The sequence below is a fragment of the Albibacterium profundi genome, from assembly GCF_042159835.1.
In the GTDB taxonomy this organism is placed as follows: Bacteria; Bacteroidota; Bacteroidia; order Sphingobacteriales; family Sphingobacteriaceae; genus Albibacterium; species Albibacterium profundi.
On the sequence record NZ_JBBVGT010000003.1, the window covers coordinates 372,222 to 387,512 of the forward strand.

General features: G+C 42.0%; 14 protein-coding genes. 4 read left to right on the top strand and 10 right to left on the bottom strand.

Going from position 1 to position 15,291, the window contains the following annotated elements:
- The first annotated feature begins 66 nt into the window (after nucleotides 1-66).
- Complete coding sequence (locus WKR92_RS13125) at nucleotides 67-417, top strand: 4Fe-4S binding protein (protein ID WP_375558290.1); 351 nt, start codon at nucleotides 67-69, stop codon at nucleotides 415-417.
- Nucleotides 418-469: 52 nt separating this feature from the next.
- Here the strand turns inward: WKR92_RS13125 and WKR92_RS13130 are convergent, their stop codons facing one another.
- The 10 genes from WKR92_RS13130 to hisG all read right to left on the bottom strand — a co-directional run bounded on the left by WKR92_RS13130 (nucleotide 470) and on the right by hisG (nucleotide 9,109).
- Complete coding sequence (locus tag WKR92_RS13130) at nucleotides 470-940, bottom strand: universal stress protein (protein ID WP_375558291.1); 471 nt, start codon at nucleotides 938-940, stop codon at nucleotides 470-472.
- Between the two features lie 72 nt (nucleotides 941-1,012).
- Complete coding sequence (locus WKR92_RS13135) at nucleotides 1,013-1,930, bottom strand: WD40 repeat domain-containing protein (RefSeq protein WP_375558292.1); 918 nt, start codon at nucleotides 1,928-1,930, stop codon at nucleotides 1,013-1,015.
- 17 nt (nucleotides 1,931-1,947) lie between these two features.
- Nucleotides 1,948-2,532: a bifunctional phosphoribosyl-AMP cyclohydrolase/phosphoribosyl-ATP diphosphatase HisIE gene (gene hisIE / locus WKR92_RS13140; protein WP_375558293.1), complete on the bottom strand. Its 585-nt coding sequence runs from the start codon at nucleotides 2,530-2,532 to the stop codon at nucleotides 1,948-1,950.
- A gap of 5 nt (nucleotides 2,533-2,537) precedes the next feature.
- A complete protein-coding gene (gene hisF / locus WKR92_RS13145) occupies nucleotides 2,538-3,332 on the bottom strand; it encodes an imidazole glycerol phosphate synthase subunit HisF (protein ID WP_375558294.1) in 795 nt (264 codons plus the stop codon).
- On the bottom strand, nucleotides 3,302-4,036 hold the full coding sequence (locus WKR92_RS13150; protein ID WP_375558295.1) for a 1-(5-phosphoribosyl)-5-[(5-phosphoribosylamino)methylideneamino]imidazole-4-carboxamide isomerase: 735 nt from the start codon (nucleotides 4,034-4,036) through the stop codon (nucleotides 3,302-3,304). The genes hisF and WKR92_RS13150 overlap by 31 nt, the downstream gene beginning before the upstream one ends.
- Nucleotides 4,037-4,053: 17 nt before the next feature.
- The gene (gene hisH / locus WKR92_RS13155; RefSeq protein ID WP_375558296.1) at nucleotides 4,054-4,665 is read right to left on the bottom strand and encodes an imidazole glycerol phosphate synthase subunit HisH; all 612 of its coding nucleotides are present in this window, start codon (nucleotides 4,663-4,665) and stop codon (nucleotides 4,054-4,056) included.
- Entirely contained in the window at nucleotides 4,666-5,820 is a 1,155-nt protein-coding gene (gene hisB, locus WKR92_RS13160) for a bifunctional histidinol-phosphatase/imidazoleglycerol-phosphate dehydratase HisB (RefSeq protein WP_375558297.1), read from the bottom strand.
- A 1-nt stretch (nucleotide 5,821) separates the two neighbouring features.
- Nucleotides 5,822-6,874 (bottom strand): histidinol-phosphate transaminase, encoded by a 1,053-nt coding sequence (hisC, locus tag WKR92_RS13165; protein ID WP_375558298.1) that lies wholly within the window; start codon nucleotides 6,872-6,874, stop codon nucleotides 5,822-5,824.
- Nucleotides 6,867-8,186 carry a histidinol dehydrogenase gene (hisD, locus tag WKR92_RS13170; RefSeq protein WP_375558299.1) on the bottom strand — a complete coding sequence of 440 codons (1,320 nt, stop codon included), beginning with the start codon at nucleotides 8,184-8,186 and terminating at the stop codon, nucleotides 6,867-6,869. The genes hisC and hisD overlap by 8 nt, the downstream gene beginning before the upstream one ends.
- A 71-nt stretch (nucleotides 8,187-8,257) precedes the next feature.
- Complete coding sequence (gene hisG / locus WKR92_RS13175) at nucleotides 8,258-9,109, bottom strand: ATP phosphoribosyltransferase (RefSeq protein ID WP_375558300.1); 852 nt, start codon at nucleotides 9,107-9,109, stop codon at nucleotides 8,258-8,260.
- Nucleotides 9,110-9,448: 339 nt separating this feature from the next.
- Between hisG and WKR92_RS13180 the strand changes: the two genes are divergently transcribed.
- From WKR92_RS13180 to WKR92_RS13190, 3 genes are read left to right on the top strand one after another with little or no spacing between them, the layout of a single operon-like run.
- Complete coding sequence (locus WKR92_RS13180; protein WP_375558301.1) at nucleotides 9,449-11,899, top strand: glycoside hydrolase family 31 protein; 2,451 nt, start codon at nucleotides 9,449-9,451, stop codon at nucleotides 11,897-11,899.
- 17 nt (nucleotides 11,900-11,916) lie between these two features.
- Nucleotides 11,917-13,833: a 1,4-alpha-glucan branching protein GlgB gene (gene glgB / locus WKR92_RS13185; RefSeq protein ID WP_375558302.1), complete on the top strand. Its 1,917-nt coding sequence runs from the start codon at nucleotides 11,917-11,919 to the stop codon at nucleotides 13,831-13,833.
- Between the two features lie 16 nt (nucleotides 13,834-13,849).
- On the top strand, nucleotides 13,850-15,286 hold the full coding sequence (locus tag WKR92_RS13190; protein WP_375558303.1) for a glycogen synthase: 1,437 nt from the start codon (nucleotides 13,850-13,852) through the stop codon (nucleotides 15,284-15,286).
- Nucleotides 15,287-15,291 lie beyond the last annotated feature (5 nt).

Consider the following 15,291-nt stretch of genomic DNA (forward strand, 5'->3'; position numbering starts at 1 on the left):
AGCTTAATGCAAGTATGTTTCTTAAGTAGACTTTAATATTTAGAAAGAAGCTATAATAACAGAATAATGGCGATTATAATCACTGACGAATGTATTAACTGTGGGGCATGCGAACCAGAATGTCCTAATAATGCGATTTACGATGCTGGACAGGCTTGGCGCTATTCTGACGGTACTGAACTGAAAGGCATGATTGATTTTTCAGATGGAAGAACAGTTGATGCTGAAGAAGTTCAAACTCCAATTTCCGATGAAGTGTACTATATCGTACCAGACAAGTGTACAGAGTGTGTAGGCTTCCATGATGAACCTCAATGTGCTGCCGTGTGTCCTGTAGACTGTTGTGTGGATGATGAAGATAGAAGAGAGACGGAAGAAGAACTCCTAGCCAAAAAAGCATTCTTACATAACGAATAAAATAATGCCCTTGCGGCTAGTTTTTCTTAGCGATTCGCTTGCTCATGGATTTCTATGAGTCTGTCTTATTGGGTACGATTAGGACTGGACAAAGGGATCTTCGTGCCACACCTTCTGCAACACTACCTGAAATAAAATGATCAAAGCCTGTACGTCCATGGGTTCCTAAGATGATCAAGTCTGCGTTCCATTCTTCAGCTGTGCTAAGGATTTCTATTCGAGGGTTTCCTATCTTGCTAAAAGTAAGCAATTCTTTCGTACTGTTCCATTTTGACTCATATCGCTCTAAAATAGCTTTGGATGCTTCTTCCTGCATTTCAGCGACTTCCGGTAACACTAGGGGCTGTTGTCCAAGTAGCGGGTCGCCAGAATAGGTTGTAGCGGGTGGATCCATTACATTTAACAAAGCGACACTTGCGTTCATAATATGTGCTAGATGGAAGCCATATAAAGCTGCCTTTTCAGAATAGGAACTATCGTCGATAGCTATTAAAATGCGTTGAAAATTCTTGATTACGGACATAGTTTTGTTGTTATGTTTCTGCTTGTACTACATAAATATAACAAAAAAATAATTAGGTGGTTTTTAGCTAAATTAGGAGCTTTTGATATTCCAAACAAAAGCTAGCTTTTCATCGCCTACGGAAACTAGCTGATCTGCATTCTTATTCCAGACAATTTTATTGATCGACAGTTTATGTGCGTCGTATCCTTTCTCAAAACTAACCGTTTTAATCAATTCGAAATGTTCTGCATCCCAAAGCTTGATACTTTTATCACGACTGCCCGTGGCGAATATGGGAAGATGTGGGTGATAGGCGATACTGTATACGGTATACATATGCGCCGTAATGTCTTTGATCAGTGTATAGTCCGCCGCATCATATACAAATAGTTTCGCGTCCCGTCCGCCCGACAGGAAATGGCGTCCATCGGGTGAGAATGTCATTGATGTCACGGGCATGGTATGCTGTTTAATCAATTTTTGGAAGCTATAATCCTCCGAATTAAATAGATAAATACGTGAATCCTTGGCGCCAAATGCAATTGTTTTTTGATCAGGGCTCAGTGCAATTGTTCGGATCGTATCTTCCGATATCGCTAAATGATGTAGTTTTTTAAAGGTTTTTAAACACCATATACTTACCGTCCCATCTTCAGATGCGGCTAATAATTCTTTTTTGTTATTGAGTACCTTAATATCAAAAACCGGCTTTTCGTGGTATAGAAGGGGTGCGAGGGCCTTGTTGGCGGCGAAATCGTATATGTTAATTTGACCGCTACGTTCACCGGTAAAAAGTAGTTTGTACTCCTGACTATAACAAATAGAATAGATAGACGATTGAACCGGGAATAGAATTTTTTCAAAATTCATCTTGTTTAAATCCCAAAGAACCAATCCTTTGTCATTGCCTCCGGTAAACAGATGATGGGGTTCCGGTCCGTTTTCTACGGTGTAAATGGGGTTTTGGTGTCCGCTCAGTATTGCCTCTAAATCAATCGAAAGTTTCATAAGCCACAATATATCGCTTATTTATGTCTGCTTTCTAAGTTCTTTGCAATTTTTTTAAGTGAAATGTTTTTTTCCTGTAATAAAACAAGTAAATGAAACAGAAGATCGGATGTTTCATTTACAAAATCTTTTTTTCGCTCGTTTAAAGCAGCGATAATCGTCTCCGTAGCTTCTTCACCAACTTTCTGAGCGATTTTATTGATTCCCTTTGCCTGCAGTCTGTTAATATAGGATCCCTCTACCGGATTCTCATAGCGATCCTTCACAACACTTTCCAGATAAAACAAGAAATTTTGGTTGAACTCAGTTTGAAAGCAGCTTCTAGAACCCGTATGGCAAGTCGGACCTTGTGGTTTCGCTTTGATCAAGATCGTGTCCCGGTCGCAGTCGATATGCGTAGAGACAACCTTAAGAAAGTTTCCACTTTCTTCACCTTTGGTCCACAGTCTATTTTTAGATCGCGAGAAAAAGGTTACTAGTTTATCTTCGTTTGTTTTCTCCCATGCTTCTTCGTTCATATAACCCAGCATGAGTACTTCTAAAGTTTTATTGTCCTGAATGATAACAGGGACTAGTCCATCGTTTTTATTGAAATCGATCATAATACTTAAGGTCTTATTTGTATTCCGTTGTCGATTAGTTGTTGTTTGAGTTGAGGAATCGCTATCTCACCGTAGTGAAATACCGATGCAGCTAGCGCAGCGTCAACATGGCTCTCTTTGAATACATCGATAAAATGTTGAATACTGCCGGCGCCGCCGGATGCAATGAGCGGAATCGAAAGATCTTTATTGATTTCGCCAAGCAGGTTACAATCAAAACCATTTTTTGTGCCATCGTAGTCCATCGATGTCAGTAAAATTTCTCCTGCACCGAGAGATTCTGCATGCTTTATCCACGCAAAGGTTTCCCAGTCTGTTTTGATTCTTCCTCCATTCAGATGTACGTAATTCTGATCTTCAACGAAACGAGTGTCTACTGCTACTACAACAAACTGCTTGCCGAAGGCCTTGGCTAAATCTTCAATGAGTTGTGGGTGTTTAACCGCCGCTGAATTAATCGAAATTTTATCGGCTCCCGCATTTAAAAGGGCTTCTGCATCTGATAACTCGGAAATTCCCCCTCCAATCGTGAATGGGATATTGATGTTTTCAGCAACTTTCTTTACCAAGTCGACCGTCGTTTTCCGACCTTCATGTGTTGCTGAGATATCTAGAAATACGAGCTCATCAGCTCCTTGTTGCGAATATTGATAAGCTAATTCGACAGGGTCGCCGGCATCTTGTAAGTTAACAAAATTGACACCTTTCACGGTTCGTCCGTCCTTTACATCCAAACAGGGGATGATGCGTTTGGCCAATGTGTTTGCAGTTAAAATTTGATCAACGATCTTAGGTTCCATTCTTTAATTTCTTCGATGCTGATGTGATCTTCGTAAATAGCCTTTCCTACGACAGCTGCTTCAATCCTAAGTTGAGAAAGCTCTTGGATGTCCTGCATTGAGCTAATTCCGCCAGAAGCGATCAACTTAATGATCGGGGAGTGATTCAACAATTTTTTATATAAGTCGACTCCTGCACCACTGAGCTTGCCGTCTTTGTTGATATCAGTACACAGGAATCGGAAAAACCCTAATCCCAAACAACGATCGATATAATCAATTAGTTTTACCGGTGAACTTTCCATCCATCCTGAATATTTAATTACCTCATCAAGAACATCAATGGCTATGATGATTTGATCCGAACATTTGAGAGTACTTAGCTCATCTAAAAAAGTCGGCTTGGTTAGGGCTTGAGTACCAACAATTACCCGATAAATTCCCTCATCTGTGAGTTTTTTAACCATATCAATACTTCGGATACCACCACCGTATTGAATTTTCATGTCAACCTTCTTGACGATATCGAAGAGGTGTTTCTGATTCTTAAAATCACCTTTAGCACCATTCAAATCAATGACGTGGATAATCTCAGTACCATTAGCCTGATATTTCTCAATCATCTCTTCTAAGCTAACGTCATAGGTAGTAACATCCTCGTAATTTCCTTCACGAAGACGAACAACTTTCTTGTCTAAAATATCGATTGCTGGAATGATATACATATTTATACTTGCTTGTTTTAAAGTGTGGCAAAATTCTTTAGAAGGGTTTCTCCGGCTGTTCCAGATTTTTCAGGATGGAACTGAACGCCGTAAAAATTTTTATTTTTTATGATAGCAGAAAAATTTAATCCATAGTTGCATGATGCGACGGTAAATTTAGGATTATATTCAATATAAAACGAGTGAACAAAATAAAAATAGCTGTTGTCGTCAATATTGGTCAGAATTGGTGAAGACTGCTCCTTATGAACCATATTCCAGCCCATATGGGGTACTTTTAGTCCCACATCGTCACTGAAAGCCGTTGTGTTGAGCGGTATCAAATCCAATAAAGGCGTATCTCCTTCTTCAGAAAACCTAGTTAGGAGTTGCATTCCCAAACAGATCCCCAATACCGGCTTTTCTAGAGCTTTCACAGCTTCAATCATCTTTATCGTGTCTAGTTTCTTCATAGCCTTTGCCGCATGTCCGACACCGGGAATAATAACACGTTCAAATCCCTTCAAGTCCCCGGGCGCATTAATCATGCCATAGCTAATATCCTGGCGACGAAGAGCTGCCGTCAATGAGAAGATATTGCCCGCGCCGTAGTTGACAATACCGACTGTTTTATTTTTTTCTTGAACCATCTATAACAACCCTTTTGTACTCGGCAGTTGCATATTGTCAGCGTCTCGCTTAATAGCCATTTTAATGCACTTAGCAAAAGCCTTGAAAATTGACTCTATTTTATGATGCTCATTGCTTCCTTCTGCTTGGATGTTGAGATTACATTTGGCTGCATCAGAAAAAGATTTAAAGAAATGATCAAACATCTCGGTCGGCATTTCGCCGATTTTCTCTCGCTTAAATTCAGCATTCCACACAAGCCAGTTTCTTCCGCCGAAATCGATAGCTACCTGTGCCAGGCAGTCGTCCATCGGTAGGCAAAATCCATAGCGCCCTATTCCTCTTTTATCTCCCAGCGCCGTTAGAAAGGCTTCACCGAGGGCAATTCCTGTATCTTCAATGGTATGATGTTCGTCGATGTGTAAGTCTCCTTTGGTTGCGATTTGAAGATCTATACCACCGTGTCTTGCGATCTGGTCGAGCATATGATCAAAGAAAGCAATGCCGGTATTGATAGAGGACTTACCGCTACCATCCAGATCCAGTTCGATTGAAATGTCAGTTTCGTTGGTTTTTCGAATATGTGATACCTTTCGCCGGCCCAGCTTTAGAAATTCATATATAGCTTTCCATGAACTGCTTTCCAGTGCCACAACATCCTCGTTTAATACATGGTTCTCTGCTACTCCTAGGTTTGGATTATTATTTAACCAAATGGCTTTTGTGCCTAAGTTTTCCGCTAGTTTCACATCATTAATACGGTCCCCAATAACAAAGGAATTTTTAATATCATATCGATCGCTGTCGTCAACATACGCTTTCAGCATGGCAATCCCAGGTTTGCGTGTAGACGCATTTTCATGCGGCCAAGTCCGGTCTATATGCTCCGCGATAAACTCAATTCCCTCAGAACGAAGCGTTTCAATAATGAAGTCGTGAACCGGCTGGAAGTTTTCTAATGGATGAGACTCCGTCCCCAAACCGTCTTGGTTACTAACCAGTACGAGTCTGTAATCCAGTTCTTTCGCTATTCTAGCTAAATATTGTATAGCTTCCGGGTAGAAGCGGAGCTTATCGAAGCTATCAATCTGTTCATCATCGGGTTCAATAATAAGAGTACCATCCCTATCGATGAATAGCAGCTTTTTCGGATTATTTTGTTCTATTGATGCCATGTTATTTAAATTTCTTTAACGCCTCCAATAGGCTTTTGTTTTCTACAGGGGTACCCACCGTAATTCGTAAGCAGCCTTCGCAGAGGGTCACTTTCGAACGGTCGCGCACGATAATACCTTCCTGGTTGAGGTGCTGGTAAATTGCCATCGGGTCAGCTACCTTGACGAGGATAAAATTGGCGTCAGATGGATAAATATGTTCCACAAAACTAAATTCAAGTAAGCCTTTAGTTAATGTCGTTCGTTCATTTATGGTTTCACGAATCCAATTGTTTATCTGATCAATATTGTTTAAGGCTTCAAGTGCGAGGGCTTGTGACGACTGATTGACATTATACGGAGGCTTGATCTTATTAAATACATGGATAATTTCCTCACTGGCAAAAGCAATACCAATACGTAAACCCGCTAAGCCCCAGGCTTTGGAAAGCGTCTGTAAGACAACAAGATTAGCATATTCGGTCAGCTCCTGAATAAAGGTTTTTTGACGTGAGTAGTTGATGTAGGCCTCGTCTACCACTACCAGTCCGTTGAAGTTATTCAGCAATATTTCGACGTCCTCTCGATATAGCGAGTTGCCGGTTGGGTTATTAGGTGAACATACAAAAATAATCTTGGTGTTTTGATCGATTGTTTCCGCAATAGCGTCCAGATCTAGTTGGTATTGTGGTGTCAGACTTACTTTTTTTACCTCTACATCATTGATGTTGGCTGACACTTCGTACATCCCATAGGTAGGAGGTAGGATCAGAATGTTGTCAATTCCAGGTCTGCAAAACGCACGTATCAGTATATCAATAGCTTCGTCGCTTCCATTACCAATAAAGGTATTATTGCTTGGAACACCCTTTATCTTGCTAAGAGCTGTCTTTAATTCTGCCTGCAGTGGGTCGGGATAGCGATTGTAATCCTGATCTAAAGGTGATCCATAGGGGTTTTCATTCGCATCCAAAAAGATCGAAGCTTCCCCCGTATATTCATGACGTGCGCTGGAATAAGGATTTAGATTTTTGATATTATCCCTTAAAATCGATTGAATATTGAAATTAGACATATTGACTATCCTCACTGTTTTTAATCTGTCGTAAACGAACGCTTATAGCATTTTTATGCGCTGCTAAGCCTTCTATCTCTGCCAAGGTCTCCACAACGGGGCCCAAATTAAGGATTCCTTCTTCATTGATTTGCTGGAAGGTTATTTTCTTAACGAAGGAGTCTACCGATACCCCCGAATAAGCTTTGGCATAAGCACTGGTCGGCAAGGTATGGTTGGTTCCCGAAGCATAGTCTCCAGCACTTTCGGGCGTTAGATGACCGTAGAATACAGAGCCCGCATTCATGATTTGAGAGCCTAAACTTTCGGGATTATCCACGGAAAGAATCAGGTGTTCAGGTGCATACTCGTTACAAAAGTCCATCAATTCTTCTTCCTTTTCAAAATTGATTATATATGAATTTGCAAGCGCCTTGGCGGCTATTTCTTTCCGTGGTAAATCTTCGAGTTGAGTCTTTAACTCCTCCTGTACTTGTTTAGCGAGTTGCTTATCGCTCGTTAACAAGATCGATTGGCTATCGGGTCCATGCTCGGCTTGGGCTAACAGGTCGGCTGCCACAAAGACCGGATTACTGCTTCGGTCGCCAATCACAACTACTTCAGAGGGACCAGCCGGCATATCAATTGCCGTATTGGATATGGTCTGAACGAGGCTTTTTGCTTGAGTAACATATTGGTTCCCCGGTCCAAATATCTTGTCTACCTTGGGGATGCTTTCCGTTCCAAACGCCATGGCAGCAATTGCTTGGGCTCCACCGGCTTTATATATCGTGTCAATTTTTAGCAACTTCGCACAATAGGCTATATAGGGGTTTAAACGTCCATCTTTTTGTGGCGGGGTGCAGACAACTATCTTTTTTGACCCCGCAATCCGCGCTGGGATTCCAAGCATTAAAAATGTACTTGGCAGTACTGCCGAACCACCCGGAATATATAAACCGACCCGTTCAATCGGTCGGTTTTCACGCCAACAAGTTACCCCAGTGGTAGTTTGGGTTCTCCGTTCTCGTTTTAACTGCGTTTTATGGAATGTATAGATATTATTGGAAGCTATTTCCAGCGAGCGAGCGTGATTGCGGTCGACACGCATTGCCGCGGCATCAATTTCACCCTGACGATAAGCAAGTTCGCTTAATTCTATCCCGTCAAACTGCTCTGCATAATCAATTAAAGCTTGATCGCCCGTTTTCTTTACGGTTTCCACGATAGACTCAACCTGACTACGGATTTTTTGATCCGTATCCGCATTTCGTATGATGAGCTCGTCGATCTGTCGTCGACTTAGTTCTTTATATTCAAAATAAGAAATCATAAACACATGGCTAAGGTTTGATTTAATCCTGTATCAAGACTCTCATGACACCGGCCTAAATCAAGGATGGTTTACATAATTATTTTCTCAATAGGCATTACAACAATACCTTGTGCGCCGAACGATTTCAGGTTGTTGATCTTTTCCCAGAAATCTTGTTCTGAAATAACCGTATGAACGGCTACCCAGCCTTCTTCTGCAAGAGGAATTACGGTCGGACTTTTTACGCCCGGAAGAATATCTAATATCCCATCGAGTCCTTCTTTTTTAACATTTAAAACCACGTATTTGGTTTCCTTTGCTCGCAAAACCGACTGCACACGCTGTAGAAGTTCTTCAACAACCGAGTGTTCCTTAATGTCCTTTTTTCCGATAAGAATCGCCTGCGAAGACAGTACATCAGCAAAAGGTTCCAGTCCGTTATTTCTTAATGTACTGCCTGTGGATACGATGTCACAAATAGCATCACTAAGACCTAATCCAGGACCAATCTCTACTGAACCGGAAATGGTTCTGATATCGGCTTTGATTTGATGCTGATCAAGAAATTTTTGTAGAATTATCGGATAGGATGTAGCGATTGATTTTCCATTTAAATCGTCAATATAGTTCAGCGGTTTTTCCTTTGGTATCGCAATTTTCAACGTACACTTTCCGAAGCCTAGGGCTTGGAGGTATTCTACTGAAACTTCTTTTTCTTTGATGACGTTTTCTCCAACGATGCCCAGATCAGCGATGCCGTCTTGAACATATTCAGGGATATCGTCGTCTCTTAGAAATAAGATCTCTAGTGGAAAATTTGCGACAGAAGTAATAAGAGAGCTTTTATAGTTCTCGAAAGAAAGTCCACAGTTTTTAAGAAGTTCGACTGATTTTTCGTTAAGGCGACCAGATTTTTGGATGGCTATTTTTAATGCTTTCAAAAGATATAATTATTAATAAAAAATTTAACACTTGGGTTTACGCTCCACGTAGAAACATACTAATATAAATCGCCACAATGGCGATGGAAATGTAGATGATGTCGGTTTGCGTAATTCATGTCTTTTTTAACCAATAATTGCTTGCATTGAATTGCAAATATAGTTGCTTTTTTATGCTATGCAAATTAAATCACAAATAATAACATGTTTTTGTTAAGAATTTATCAATTCAACGTGGTGGGATTTTCTTCAGAACGTAGAGCTGTATTTATTTTTCGTTATTCATCCAATTTAACATTAATTCATGTAAATTGTGTTCATAATCATTGTTAGACAGATATGATCGAAAAGTTTAATACAGCTCAGAAGCTACGGGAAGAATGGAACAATCAATACGAAGAGGAAATTCACCATACCAATAACCCCGTGTTAGATCCGCCGAGTATAGAGAAGAAATATTTAAAACCAATCAGGCAGTTCATCCAGCAGGACAACAGCTTTTATTTTCACGACGGAGTCGCCACAGTTGAAGTTAAGGTGGTAAGCGACGAGATTATTCGCGTGCGTCTGGCGCCGAATTCAAGTTTTTTAAAGGACTTCTCTTATGCGGTTAGTAATTCGACTCAGCACGTAGATTTATTTGATCTCACAGAAGACGACACGAGCTATCGTGTGAGAACAAACACAGTAACATGCGTTATAGAGAAAGAGACAGCGCTCGTGTCCTTTGTGGATCGAGATGGCAAGGTATTCAGTAAGGATGCTACGCCGATGCATTGGGAGGAAAACGCAGACTTCGGTGGATATTATGTTTACAACACCAAAGATGCTGCTCCTAACGAGAGTTTTTTTGGTTTGGGTGATAAGCCGACTCACCTCAACTTGCGTGGTAAACGACTTGTTAATTGGAATTCAGATACCTATTCCTTCGGCTTTAATCGTGATCCGCTATATAAAAGTATCCCCTTTTATGTTGGGTTAAAGGATGGAGAGGCTTATGGTATTTTTTTCGACAATACATTTAAGACCTATTTTGATTTCGCAGCCGAGGATCCTGCAAAAACCAGCTTTTGGTCTGAGGGTGGTGAACTTCAATATTATTATATCCACGGCCCAGCCATGGAGGATGTAATCAAACGCTATCATTTATTAACCGGGACGCATTATTTGCCTCCGAAATGGGCACTAGGTTATCATCAATGCCGATGGAGCTATTATCCTGAGGCGAAGGTTCGCGACTTAGCCAAACAGTTTAGAGATCGGAAAATTCCGTGTGATGCGATTTATTTGGATATCGATTATATGGATGGCTACCGTTGTTTTACATGGAATAAAAAGTATTTCCCCGACCATAAGAAAATGATAGCCGATCTGTCGGAAGACGGATTTCAAACGGTAGTCATGATTGATCCTGGAATCAAAGTAGATGAGAACTACTGGGTATATAAAGAAGCCGATAAAAATAATTATTTCTGTCGCCGTGGTGATGACTATTTTATGGAGGGTTATGTATGGCCGGGTCGTTGTAAATTTCCTGATTTTACCAATCCCGAAGTCAGGAAATGGTGGGGTGGGCTTTATAAAGATTTAGTGGACAGCGGCGTTTCGGGCGTATGGAACGATATGAACGAACCGGCTGTTTTCGGCAGAGGTACCTTTCCTAATGATGTGCGTCATCAGTTTGATGGGCAGCGGGGATCGCATCGGAAAGCGCATAATATTTATGGAATGCAAATGGTTCGGGCCACTTACGACGGATTAAAGGCCTTGCTGCATGGTAAACGACCTTTTACCATTACACGAGCAGCCTATTCCGGTACGCAGCGGTACGCATCCGTGTGGACCGGCGATAATGTGGCGACTTGGGAACATCTGAAAATTGGTTCATTACAGTTGCAGCGCTTAGCTATGTCCGGGCTATCATTCTGCGGCACCGATATCGGCGGATTTAGTGGTGAGCCGAGTGCAGAGCTTTTTAGTCGCTGGTTGCAATTTGGTGTATTCTCTCCCTTTATGAGAGCTCACTCGGCCGGTGATACAGCTGAAAGAGAGCCTTGGAGCTTCGGTGAAGAATATGAAGCTATTAATAGGAAATTTATTGAGCTGCGCTATCAGCTACTGTCATATATATATACTGTATTCAGAGAGCATGCGGTTGCCGGTAAGCCGATACTCAAACCATTAATTATGTTGGAGCAGAGTGACGATAATCACAACCGGGAGGAGGAGTTCTCTTTTGGTGATAAGATTTTGGTGTCACCGGTCTTGGAAGATGGACAGCGTGTAAAAACAATTTACCTGCCCAAAGGTTATTGGTATGACTACTGGACGCATGCTTTAATGACTGGTGGGGAGGAACATTCTATAGAAACCCCTCTCGATCAGATGCCAATGTTTATCAAAGCAGGTACGGTATTGCCAATTAATCCGATTATGCAACATGTGAATGAAAAAGTGATGGATGACCTAGCGTTGAATATCTATTATCTGAATGGAAGCCTCGACTCTAATTTATACGAAGATGATGGGGAGTCTTATGCCTATGAAAATGAGTATTACATAGATAAGAAATTTAAGCTACAAGGGACAGAAACGTCATTGACCGTGCAGCAAAGCCGAGAAGGACGCTATCATACGCCTTATACAAGCTATAAAATTAAGCTGATCGGCCTGCCGTTCAACATAAATAAAATATTGGTCGATAACGATTCTGTTGATTTCGAGAAAGATAAAGACGGAAGCTTGCATTTGGTAGTGGGAAAGGGTTTTGATAAGATTATGGTGTCTTAAAAAAGAAAGGAGGTTCTATGATGGATTCGGTTGAAGCCATTTCAAAGTTTTCTGATTTTGATATTGGATTATTTAAAGCGGGCAAACATTACAGGCTTTATGAAAAGTTTGGTGCCCATGTTTTGAATTATGGCGATTATAAGGGAACCTACTTTGCAGTGTGGGCTCCCAATGCGGCAGCAGTATCCGTTATCGGAAACTTTAATTCATGGAACCGCTACGCACATCCGCTTTATGTTCGTTGGGATGAGTCTGGGATTTGGGAAGGTTTCATACCACACGTCGAATTAGGGGAGATCTATAAATATGCTATTGAAACACAAGAAGGCGTCTTGATAGAAAAAGGTGACCCCTTTGCATTGCAATGGGAAACACCTCCTAAAACTGCATCACTTGTCCAGACTACCTGGCATGAGTGGCAAGATCAGGCTTGGATGGAAAAGCGACGCGAGAAAAATGCATTGAATACACCGATGGCCGTTTACGAAATGCATTTGGGATCGTGGATACGTGATCCTGACAAGCCGGATGAACATTTAAATTATCGACAAATAGCCGATAAGCTTGTGCCCTATATTTTGGAGTGCGGTTTCACTCACGTAGAGTTTATGCCGGTCATGGAATATCCCTATGGGCCTTCATGGGGATACCAGATTACGGGCTTCTTTGCACCCAGCTCACGCTTCGGGTCACCTCAAGATTTGATGTACTTGATCGAACAACTCCATTTACATGATATTGGCGTTATATTCGACTGGGTGCCATCACATTTTCCGGGCGATAGTCACGGCCTGTATGAATTCGACGGAACCCATATGTACGAGCATGCTGATCCGAAAAAAGGTTATCATCCCGATTGGAACTCCTATATTTTCAATTACGGTCGTCATGAAGTCAGGTCGTTTTTGATTAGCAATGCGCTTTTTTGGTTAGATCGTTACCACGTTGATGCGCTCCGCGTTGATGCCGTTGCATCCATGCTTTATCTCGATTATTCAAGAAAAGAAGGCGAGTGGATTCCAAATGAGCTCGGCGGCCGAGAGAATTTGGAAGCGGTCAGCTTTCTCAAGGAATTCAATGAAACCGTTTATCAGGAATATCCGGATATACAGACCATCGCCGAAGAGTCGACCGCCTGGCCGGGGGTCAGCAGCCCTACCTTTGCGGGGGGCTTGGGTTTTGGGATGAAATGGATGATGGGCTGGATGAACGACACATTAGCCTATTTTAGCGAGGACCCCATTTATCGTAAATATATCCACGGAAAAATCACCTTCAGCACGGTTTACGCATTTGCCGAAAACTTTATGCTGCCCTTGTCTCATGATGAAGTGGTGCATGGGAAACGTTCGTTACTCAACAAAATGCCGGGCGACCGGTGGCAGCAATTTGCTAATTTGCGATTGTTGTATCTGTATATGTACACGCATCCCGGTACGAAACTGCTTTTCATGGGGGGCGAGTTTGGGCAAAGCTCGGAATGGAACTTCGATCAGTCGTTGGACTGGCACCTAATGCAGTATGCTGAGCATATGGGTTTGTTCGAGCTTGTTAAAGGATTGAACTTCTTCTACCGCTCAGAACCTGCTCTCTATGAGATATCTTTTAGAAGTGATGGCTTTCGATGGATCGAAGCGGGAGACGCGGATAAATCGGTTTTAGTTTACCAAAGAAAAGGTATTCGCAGTAAGGATGACTTGGTAATCGTATTAAATATGACGCCGGTATTTCATGAGAACTTTAGGGTGGGGATGCCGGCTGGCGGACGTTGGGAGGTTGTTTTCAATTCTGATGAGGTCGATTATAGCGGTTCTGGAGTTTCCTCCTTTTCGGTTAATACGGAAGCCATTTCTTGGATGAATCAAGCAGTATCGGCGGAACTGAAGTTGCCGCCTTTAGGAGGGCTTGTTCTGAAAAGGAAGCAGGTGGGTTGATCTAACATTTTTTGACATGAAAGTTTACCATATAAGTGCTGAATGCTATCCGGTCGCCAAAGTAGGCGGCCTTGGTGATGTAGTGGGTGCGCTACCCAAATATCAGAACCGCTTGGGGATAGACGCATCAGTGATCATGCCTTGGTACGACTGTGCTTTTGTTAATGAACGCTGCTTTATATCAATTTTTACAGGGGAGATTAAGATTGGCACTCAAATCTATGATTATCATATAAGTAAAGAACGTGATAATGTCCTGGGATTCAGTTTGTATCTGGTCAAAATACCCGGTTTGTTGGATAGAAAAGACGTGTATGGCTATTCAGATGAGAGTATTCAGTTTATCGCTTTTCAACATGCTTTGCTCCATTGGCTTTCTGCCAGCCAGCCGGAACCTATTCTTTTGCACTGTCATGATCATCATAGCGGATTGATTCCTTTCTTTATTGACTATGGCGAAGAATTTAAATCGTTACGAGGGATGCCAACTGTCGGTACAGTGCACAATGGACAATATCAAGGTTGGATGGGTTGGGATCAAGCGGTTTTGATGCCAGCGTTCGATTGGGCTCATCGGGGGCTTCTGGATTGGAATGGGGTGATCAACCCCTTGGCAGCATTAATTAAATGTTGTTGGGCTTATACCACGGTCTCTGAAGGCTATTTGGAAGAATTGTTTGGTAAAGCTAATGGGCTGGAAGCACTGTTTGCATCAGAAAGTCAAAAGTCGCATGGCATTGTCAATGGAATTGATTCAGAGGTATGGCATCCGATGAAAGACGCCTTGATTAAGTTTGCGTTCGATCATACAAACCTAGAAGGCAAACGGAAGAACAAAATGACTTTTTGCAAGCAGCATGGACTCACTTATCGCTTGCCTTTATTCTCGTTTATCGGTCGCTTAGTCCATGAAAAAGGTGCGGATCTGTTGCCAGCCTTCATAGAGGCCGCTATAAAAGCTTTTCCTGACCAGTTCAATATGATGATTTTGGGCTCGGGCGATGCGGAAACCGAAAGTAAATTGATTGCACTATCCGAACGCTTTGCGAAGAATGTCGTTGTGACAATCGGTTATGATGAGTCTTTGTCTCATCGCATCTACGCTAGCTCTGACTTCTTGCTGATGCCGTCGAGGGTAGAACCCTGTGGTCTGAACCAATTGTATGCGATGCAGTATGGCACGATGCCTATCGTGCGTAAAACAGGCGGTTTAGCCGATACAGTGGTCGATATTTCGCAAGATGGATATGGTATCTCGTTCGAAAATAGCACCGTATCTGAGATGTTGGAGGCTATGGCTCAGGCTGTGGCTCTCTATACCCGTAAAAATTTGCTAAATCAGAAGCGGAAATTGATGATGGAGCAAGATTTTTCATGGGAGTCATCTGCTGATAAATATAAATCACTGTACCAGTCGCTTTGGGCAGACTGGGAGAAGCTTAGTAAAAAATAGCCAGT

Bases quoted from the DNA above. Each gene is read 5' to 3' on its own strand.
- WKR92_RS13125 (WP_375558290.1), top strand. From the start codon at position 67: ATGGCGATTATAATCACTGACGAATGTATTAACTGTGGGGCATGCGAA.
- WKR92_RS13130 (WP_375558291.1), bottom strand. From the start codon at position 940: ATGTCCGTAATCAAGAATTTTCAACGCATTTTAATAGCTATCGACGAT.
- WKR92_RS13135 (WP_375558292.1), bottom strand. From the start codon at position 1,930: ATGAAACTTTCGATTGATTTAGAGGCAATACTGAGCGGACACCAAAAC.
- hisIE (WP_375558293.1), bottom strand. From the start codon at position 2,532: ATGATCGATTTCAATAAAAACGATGGACTAGTCCCTGTTATCATTCAG.
- hisF (WP_375558294.1), bottom strand. From the start codon at position 3,332: ATGGAACCTAAGATCGTTGATCAAATTTTAACTGCAAACACATTGGCC.
- WKR92_RS13150 (WP_375558295.1), bottom strand. From the start codon at position 4,036: ATGTATATCATTCCAGCAATCGATATTTTAGACAAGAAAGTTGTTCGT.
- hisH (WP_375558296.1), bottom strand. From the start codon at position 4,665: ATGGTTCAAGAAAAAAATAAAACAGTCGGTATTGTCAACTACGGCGCG.
- hisB (WP_375558297.1), bottom strand. From the start codon at position 5,820: ATGGCATCAATAGAACAAAATAATCCGAAAAAGCTGCTATTCATCGAT.
- hisC (WP_375558298.1), bottom strand. From the start codon at position 6,874: ATGTCTAATTTCAATATTCAATCGATTTTAAGGGATAATATCAAAAAT.
- hisD (WP_375558299.1), bottom strand. From the start codon at position 8,186: ATGATTTCTTATTTTGAATATAAAGAACTAAGTCGACGACAGATCGAC.
- WKR92_RS13180 (WP_375558301.1), top strand. From the start codon at position 9,449: ATGATCGAAAAGTTTAATACAGCTCAGAAGCTACGGGAAGAATGGAAC.
- glgB (WP_375558302.1), top strand. From the start codon at position 11,917: ATGATGGATTCGGTTGAAGCCATTTCAAAGTTTTCTGATTTTGATATT.
- WKR92_RS13190 (WP_375558303.1), top strand. From the start codon at position 13,850: ATGAAAGTTTACCATATAAGTGCTGAATGCTATCCGGTCGCCAAAGTA.